Genomic DNA, 2,019 nt, shown 5'->3' on the forward strand with positions numbered 1-2,019 from the left:
AGCGATACTCAGCCGCAAGCAGCAGCGGGGGAAGCGCCTATCCGACCGTAGGCGGTACCGTAGGCGGCTGGATTCAACAGGCTTTGCAGGCATTGCGCAGCGCAGGTTACGACATCAGCGAAATAAATCCGAACGACATCGCGACCATCATTCAGAACGAGTCGACCGGGAATCCGAACGCAATCAACAACTGGGACAGCAACGCTCGTGCGGGAACTCCCACAAAGGGCTTGATGCAACTCTTGGATTCGAATTTCCAAAAGTATCATGTGGCCGGAACTTCCGGGAATATCTACGATCCGGTCGCCAATATTGCCGCCGGCATCGGTTACGCCCTTGACCAGTACGGATCGATCGACAACGTGCGGGGTATCAAGGCACTTCGCAACGGCCAGGCGTATGTGGGGTACTGATGCCGTCGGAGCGGGAGGTGCCGGAACCGAGCGTCGATGATGCCCGGGCCACCCGCGCTGGGGTCGCGACCTCGGAGCCGCGCCGCAATTCCGCCGCGCCGGCTCGGGGAAATGCGGCGCGCGCGGCGCCGCTGCCGTCGGCTGGTGCGGCTACGCTTGCCGCACCCGGCTCGGCAGCCACCGCATTGCGCGGCCAATCGGCGAGCCCTGTGCCCGGATTGCCCACTCCGCCGGCCACTTCGGCCCTCGGCGACGGATCGGATCTGGCCGCCGCCGCGGCCGGTGCCGGTCCGCTGGCCGCTGCGGCGATGGGCGCATTGGCATCGATATCCGCTCAATACGGCGGCGGCACACCGAGTTCCGACACCGGACGATCGTACGCGCCGCCGATGGTCGGCAACGGCGCACCCACCGGACCGGTGCTCTGGGACGGCGCGTTCGGCTCGCAGTATTCGGCCAGCAGTCAGAACAGGAGCCAACAGAACGATGCGTTGGGCAACCTGAACGCCGAACTCGGCCGAATTCTCGGCGGTGCCGCCGACAACACCATTCAGGGGCGGGCGGCGATTGCTTCGATCATCGCCGAGGCCGATGCCGCGCTGACCGCCCTTGGTGCGGTGGGAAATTCCGCCGCGACCCAACGGCAGGTGATGGTCGCACTCGGTGATGCCTTGCAGCGGGCCGGGACGGTGCTAGGGAATGGGCAGTCGGCCGCGACTGTTTCGGCTGAACAGATTGCCGCACTGGCCAATCGGTATGTCCAGGACTCCGGGCGATCCAGACCGCAGGTGTATTCGCGCGCTGCCAGCGGTGGCCCGCCGAGCACGCAGCCCAGCGGTGAAGTGGGGCAATGGATCAACTCGGCCATGCAGATCCTGCGCCAGAACGGCTATGACATCAGCCAGATCAACCCGGCCGATATCGCGGCGATCATCCAGCACGAATCAGCGGGCAATCCACACGCCATCAACGGCTGGGACAGCAATGCCGCGGCCGGACATCCCTCCAAGGGTTTGATGCAGACCATCGATTCCACCTTCAATGCCCACGCCCTGCCCGGACATCGCGATATCTGGAATCCGGTGGACAACATCATCGCCGGGGTGCGATACGCGATCGATCGCTACGGCTCGGTCGCCAATGTGCCCGGCATTGTGAAACTGCACCACGGCGGCGGGTACGTGGGCTACTGAATCCGCAGTGGATTCGGATCAGCTCCAGCGGCTGGCGTGATAGCTGCTCGGCAGGCTTCTTACACGGACGTTGAGACCGGTGCGCGGCGCTTCGACGCATTGCCCGTTGCCGATATACATCATGACGTGGCCCGGGTTGCCGTTGTTGAATTCGGAATCCGGGAAGATCAGATCGCCGGGGCGAATGTCGGCGGGGTTGACCTTGGGCAGCTGGCGGTACTGGTCCGCCGCCACTCGTGGAATATTGACTCCGGCGGCCCTTGCCGCGTATTGCATGAGCCCGGAGCAGTCGAACGAGCCCGGACCTTCCGCACCCCATACATACGGATCGCCCTGCTGGGCCATCGCCACGGAAACCGCCTGCTGCGCGGCCGCTGTGGTGGCGCCGCTGCCGCTTGCCGCCGTGTATTCCC

At 64.8% G+C, this 2,019-nt stretch carries 3 protein-coding genes; 2 read left to right on the plus strand and 1 reads right to left on the minus strand.

The window, feature by feature from the left end; all coding sequences use genetic code 11:
- A partial coding sequence (locus tag ON44_RS33770; protein WP_040698128.1) for a transglycosylase SLT domain-containing protein occupies positions 1–413 on the plus strand: 413 nt, incomplete at its 5' end.
- A 17-nt stretch (positions 414–430) separates the two neighbouring features.
- Positions 431–1,606 carry a lytic transglycosylase domain-containing protein gene (locus ON44_RS33775; RefSeq protein ID WP_245567445.1) on the plus strand — a complete coding sequence of 392 codons (1,176 nt, stop codon included), beginning with the start codon at positions 431–433 and terminating at the stop codon, positions 1,604–1,606.
- An 18-nt stretch (positions 1,607–1,624) separates the two neighbouring features.
- Here the strand turns inward: ON44_RS33775 and ON44_RS33780 are convergent.
- A partial coding sequence (locus ON44_RS33780) for a C40 family peptidase (RefSeq protein ID WP_040698131.1) occupies positions 1,625–2,019 on the minus strand: 395 nt, incomplete at its 5' end.

Origin of the sequence: Nocardia vinacea NBRC 16497, from assembly GCF_000308835.1 — a bacterium.
Classification (GTDB): domain Bacteria; phylum Actinomycetota; class Actinomycetes; order Mycobacteriales; family Mycobacteriaceae; genus Nocardia; species Nocardia vinacea.